Source organism: Kosakonia sp. YIM B13571 (genome assembly GCF_042788095.1).
In the GTDB taxonomy this organism is placed as follows: Bacteria; Pseudomonadota; Gammaproteobacteria; order Enterobacterales; family Enterobacteriaceae; genus Kosakonia; species Kosakonia quasisacchari.
Genome location: NZ_JBHZPL010000025.1, coordinates 1 through 4,646, shown reverse-complemented (window position 1 = coordinate 4,646; position 4,646 = coordinate 1). Strand labels below are relative to the sequence as shown.

The 4,646-nt window shown below is 49.2% G+C and carries 4 protein-coding genes and 4 tRNA genes; 6 read left to right on the top strand and 2 right to left on the bottom strand.

Features of this window, described 5'->3' with window-relative positions; all coding sequences use genetic code 11:
* Nucleotides 1-151: 151 nt before the first annotated feature.
* Both murB and birA read left to right on the top strand, forming a co-directional pair.
* Nucleotides 152-1,180, top strand: a complete 1,029-nt coding sequence (murB, locus tag ACFX4O_RS24320; RefSeq protein ID WP_380211862.1) for a UDP-N-acetylmuramate dehydrogenase — start codon at nt 152-154, stop codon at nt 1,178-1,180.
* Nucleotides 1,177-2,139: a bifunctional biotin--[acetyl-CoA-carboxylase] ligase/biotin operon repressor BirA gene (birA, locus tag ACFX4O_RS24315; protein ID WP_380211864.1), complete on the top strand. Its 963-nt coding sequence runs from the start codon at nt 1,177-1,179 to the stop codon at nt 2,137-2,139. Before murB ends, birA begins: the two co-directional genes overlap by 4 nt.
* Before the next feature lie 31 nt (nt 2,140-2,170).
* On the opposite strand, the gene coaA is transcribed toward birA, so the two are convergent.
* Together coaA and ACFX4O_RS24305 are read right to left on the bottom strand one after the other, a co-directional pair.
* On the bottom strand, nt 2,171-3,121 hold the full coding sequence (gene coaA / locus ACFX4O_RS24310; protein WP_017460033.1) for a type I pantothenate kinase: 951 nt from the start codon (nt 3,119-3,121) through the stop codon (nt 2,171-2,173).
* A 203-nt stretch (nt 3,122-3,324) separates the two neighbouring features.
* Nucleotides 3,325-3,873, bottom strand: coding sequence for a GNAT family N-acetyltransferase (locus tag ACFX4O_RS24305; protein ID WP_380211866.1), 549 nt, complete (start codon nt 3,871-3,873; stop codon nt 3,325-3,327).
* Between the two features lie 337 nt (nt 3,874-4,210).
* Between ACFX4O_RS24305 and ACFX4O_RS24300 the strand changes: the two genes are divergently transcribed.
* From ACFX4O_RS24300 to ACFX4O_RS24285, 4 genes are all read left to right on the top strand, one after another.
* Nucleotides 4,211-4,286 (top strand) — tRNA-Thr (locus ACFX4O_RS24300).
* Between the two features lie 8 nt (nt 4,287-4,294).
* Nucleotides 4,295-4,379, top strand: a tRNA-Tyr gene (locus tag ACFX4O_RS24295).
* A gap of 111 nt (nt 4,380-4,490) precedes the next feature.
* A tRNA-Gly gene (locus ACFX4O_RS24290) sits at nt 4,491-4,565 on the top strand.
* 6 nt (nt 4,566-4,571) lie between these two features.
* Nucleotides 4,572-4,644 (top strand) — tRNA-Thr (locus tag ACFX4O_RS24285).
* Nucleotides 4,645-4,646: the final 2 nt, after the last annotated feature.

Sequence of the window (4,646 nt, the reverse complement as noted above, 5' to 3'; positions counted from 1 at the left end):
CCATGCGAGAGTAGGGAACTGCCAGGCATCAAACAAGTGAAGAGGCCATCCTGACGGATGGCCTTTTTGCGTTTTTATGCTGTGAAACACCACAAGCGCTCATCCTGCGGATGCGGTAAACTAGCCGTGTTTTTGCATCAGGATAGCGCTAATGAATCTCTCCCTTAAGCCCTGGAATACCTTTGGTATTGATCGCCAGGCTCACCAAATTATTTGTGTCGAAAATACGCAGCAACTGCTTAATGCCTGGCAGTCTGCAGTACAGAGCCAGCAGCCCGTATTGATCCTCGGGGAAGGAAGTAATCTATTGTTTCTGGAAGATTTTATCGGAACAGTCATTATCAATCGAATTAAAGGCATTGACGTTCACGAAGAGGCGGACGCATGGCTTTTGCATGTTGGTGCGGGTGAGAACTGGCATAGTCTTGTACAGTGGACGCTCGAACAAGACATGCCGGGACTGGAAAATCTGGCGTTAATTCCTGGCTGTGTGGGTTCCTCTCCTATCCAAAACATTGGTGCTTATGGCGTAGAGCTGCAACGTGTCTGCAGTTATGTAGATTGCATGGAGCTCAGTAGCGGTGAGTCGCAGCGTTTATCTGCAGACGCCTGCCGTTTTGGCTACCGAGACAGCATCTTTAAGCATGAATATCAGCATCGTTACGCCATCACTGCTGTTGGGTTGCGGTTGGCAAAATCCTGGCAACCAGTGTTGACCTACGGTGATTTAACCCGTCTGGATCCAGCGACTGTAACGCCTCAACAAGTTTTCGATTCCGTTTGCCAGATGCGTACCAGCAAGTTGCCGGATCCTAAAGTGAACGGAAATGCGGGCAGCTTCTTCAAAAACCCGGTGATCTCGGCTGAAAAAGCCCGCATCTTGCTCGCAAGTTTTCCTCATGCTCCCCATTACCCGCAGGCAGATGGTTCAGTGAAACTGGCCGCAGGCTGGTTGATCGATCAATGCCAGTTGAAAGGAACCTCATTAGGGGGCGCTGCTGTTCATCACTTACAAGCTTTAGTACTGATTAATACCGGCCATGCAACGAGTGAAGATGTGGTGCGTCTCGCACATTTTGTCCGGCAGAGCGTAGGCGATAAATTTGATATCTGGCTGGAACCGGAAGTGCGCTTCATAGGATGTTCTGGCGAGGTGAATGCGGTGGAGGTTATTGCATGAAAGACAGCACCGTTCCATTAACACTGATTTCGATTCTGGCAGATGGCGAGTTCCATTCTGGCGAACAGCTTGGTGAGCGTTTAGGCATGAGCCGTGCTGCTATCAACAAGCATATCCAGACGCTGCGTGACTGGGGCGTAGATGTCTTCACCGTGCCGGGAAAAGGTTACAGCTTGCCAGAACCTATTCAGCTACTGGATGAAGCCTTTATCAGTAGCCAGGTTGCGCAGGGCTCTGTTGCGGTGCTATCGGTGATCGATTCAACCAACCAGTATCTGTTGGATCGCTTAAGTGACTTACGCTCCGGTGACGCTTGTGTTGCCGAATATCAACAGGCTGGTCGTGGGCGGCGCGGGCGCAAATGGGTATCTCCGTTTGGTGCCAACCTCTATATTTCCATGTACTGGCGGCTTGAGCAGGGGCCAGCGGCGGCCATTGGTCTGAGCCTCGTCATTGGTATCGTTATGGCCGAGGTGTTGCGCGATTTAGGCGCTGAGCAAGTACGAGTCAAATGGCCCAATGATCTCTATCTACAAGATCGTAAACTCGCGGGGATCCTCGTCGAATTAACGGGAAAAACCGGCGATGCGGCGCAAATTGTCATTGGCGCTGGCGTCAATCTTGTGATGCGTAAAACACAGGCAGAAGATATCAGTCAGAGCTGGATTAATCTTCAGGAAGCCGGTGTGCGCATTGATCGCAACCAACTGGCGTCACGTTTGATCATTGAACTTCGCACCGCCTTGCAGCATTTTGAACAAGAGGGGTTAACGCCTTTCCTTTCTCGCTGGGAAACGCTGGATAATTTCATTAATCGTCCGGTTAAGTTGATTATCGGTGAAAAAGAGATCTTTGGCATTTCCCGCGGGATTGATTCGCAAGGTGCTTTGTTACTTGAGCAAGACGGCGTTATTAAACCCTGGGTGGGTGGAGAAATATCGCTTCGTAGCGCGGAATAATAAAAAGGGAGCATTCATGCTCCCTTTTTATTTACTTCCGTAGCCGAACTTGTTCCACGGCATGGTTGGCGCTTTTTGTCATAATCAGACTCGCGCGCTCGCGGGTTGGCAGGATGTTTTCTTTAAGATTTAATCCGTTAATTTCTTTCCACAATGACATAGCAATCTCAATTGCTTCGGCTTCAGACAATTTGGCGTAGTTGTGGAAATAAGAATCAGGATTGGTAAATGCGCCTTCGCGGAACTTCAGGAAACGGTTGATATACCAGGTTTGTAAAAGGTCTTCTGGCGCATCCACATAAATCGAGAAATCAACAAAGTCAGAAACAAATACATGATGTGGATCGTGTGGGTAATCCATACCGCTTTGTAAAACATTTAACCCTTCGAGAATTAAAATATCCGGTTGTGAGATCGTTTTATCCCCATCGGGGATCACATCATAAATAAGATGTGAATAAACCGGTGCGGTGATATTAGTCACGCCCGATTTAATATCTGAAACAAACTGCACAAGGCGGTGCATATCATAAGATTGCGGAAACCCTTTCTTCTTCATCAAGCCGCGGTCCTTCAGCACCTGGTTTGGGTGCAAAAAGCCATCGGTAGTAATGAGTTCTACACGACGATGCTCCGGCCAGCGGCTCAGCAGTGCCTGCAAGACGCGAGCAGTGGTGCTTTTGCCCACTGCAACGCTACCCGCAATGCTGATGATATAAGGAATACGCTGCCCGTTAGTGCCGAGAAATTGTTCAAGAACGGCCTGGCGGCGCAAGTTCGAACTGATGTAGAAATTGAGTAAACGGGAGAGTGGAAGGTATATTTCCGCAACTTCTTCTAAAGAAAGGTCTTCATTAATGCCTTTTAATCTCGCGATCTCGCCTTCAGTTAAGGTCATAGGGACAGAGTCACGAAGCGCAGCCCACTGGCTGCGATTAAACTGTAAGTAAGGCGTCATTAACGTTTGCTCTTTTTTACTCATAAGCTTTTATTAGCCTGCCATTATCATTCGCTGCATTGGCTTCCTGCGCGCAGCCAGAGAGAGACTCTGAAGATAATGCTATGGCACGACGTTATTGAAATAAGTGGGATCAATGGGCAGGAGGTTAACACCAGATGACAGGGAATAATATGAAAAATCGCGCCAAGGTGATGCTTTCCGCAGAAAGCATCACGCGCCTCACTTTAGCCGGCAATAGAACGAACCATCTGATTTACAGTAAATAAGCGCTTAAAATAAATGGCTGCCGGATGGTAATAACCATCCGCAGAGCAGAGAAAATCGGGCATTTCACCCAGGCAGCGGTATCCTTGCGAGCGATAGAACGCTTCCCCGGTAGAACCTGAAAGTACTTCAAGCGACAGCAAACCTCGCTGGCGTGCACATGCTGTCTTTTCCAGTTCAGCAATGAGTTTCTTGCCAATGCCTGTTCGGCGCGCGCGGCGATGTACCAACAATAATTTGATATTTCCGCGGTTAAGGGCTTCAGGCTGCATGGCGAGTTGCAGGCTGACGCAGCCAGAAACACCTTGTTCATCCCGCGCAATCCAGATGAGTCGCTCGCCTTTTTCCAGCTCGCTGCGTAAGCGGTAAAAGCTAGCTTCAGCCTCCTGTTGGCTGATCGATCGTTGATACCCCACGGATGCGCCGCTGTGCAACGCATCCAATAGCAGTTGAGCAAGCTCGGGGCAATAGATTGGCAAGGTAGCTGCATTTAACAACACAATCTTCATAGTGACGCCTCCGCTGGGGTATAACCGCAGAGATGCAATTAGTGATCCATTTCACGGTTTCGCATTGCGACTGCAGAATGAGTATTGGGCAATGCATTTATTTGCACCGCAATAACGCAACTGCACCCCGGCCAAGCCCTAACAGTTACCAGACACATCGTTGACTACAAGAGAATAGATAGGAATGAATCATGAGAAATGGTGGTTTTTTCCACGGTGTTGCATGAAATTACAGCGTTTCTTCGGCTTGTCGCGCAAAATGTGAGCGATAGAACGTTTTGTGCAATTTTTTAGTTGCATCAATCCCTCTGTCTCCCTAGAATGCGCGCTACTTGATGCCGACTTAGCTCAGTAGGTAGAGCAACTGACTTGTAATCAGTAGGTCACCAGTTCGATTCCGGTAGTCGGCACCATCAAGTCCGGTGGGGTTCCCGAGCGGCCAAAGGGAGCAGACTGTAAATCTGCCGTCACAGACTTCGAAGGTTCGAATCCTTCCCCCACCACCATTTTCGGTTACGCTAAAACGTAACCTGAGTTGGTGTCAGTAGTGAATCAGCTCTTTGGGAGAGTGTCTTCTCCCGATAATACAGAAGTACTGGGTAGCCGAGTTTCAGGATGCGGGCATCGTATAATGGCTATTACCTCAGCCTTCCAAGCTGATGATGCGGGTTCGATTCCCGCTGCCCGCTCCAAGACGTGCTGATATGGCTCAGTTGGTAGAGCGCACCCTTGGTAAGGGTGAGGTCCCCAGTTCGACTCTGGGTATCAGCACC

Excerpts from the sequence above, each read along its gene's own strand:
- birA (WP_380211864.1), top strand. The coding sequence starts at position 1,177 with ATGAAAGACAGCACCGTTCCATTAACACTGATTTCGATTCTGGCAGAT.
- murB (WP_380211862.1), top strand. The coding sequence starts at position 152 with ATGAATCTCTCCCTTAAGCCCTGGAATACCTTTGGTATTGATCGCCAG.
- coaA (WP_017460033.1), bottom strand. The coding sequence starts at position 3,121 with ATGAGTAAAAAAGAGCAAACGTTAATGACGCCTTACTTACAGTTTAAT.
- ACFX4O_RS24305 (WP_380211866.1), bottom strand. The coding sequence starts at position 3,873 with ATGAAGATTGTGTTGTTAAATGCAGCTACCTTGCCAATCTATTGCCCC.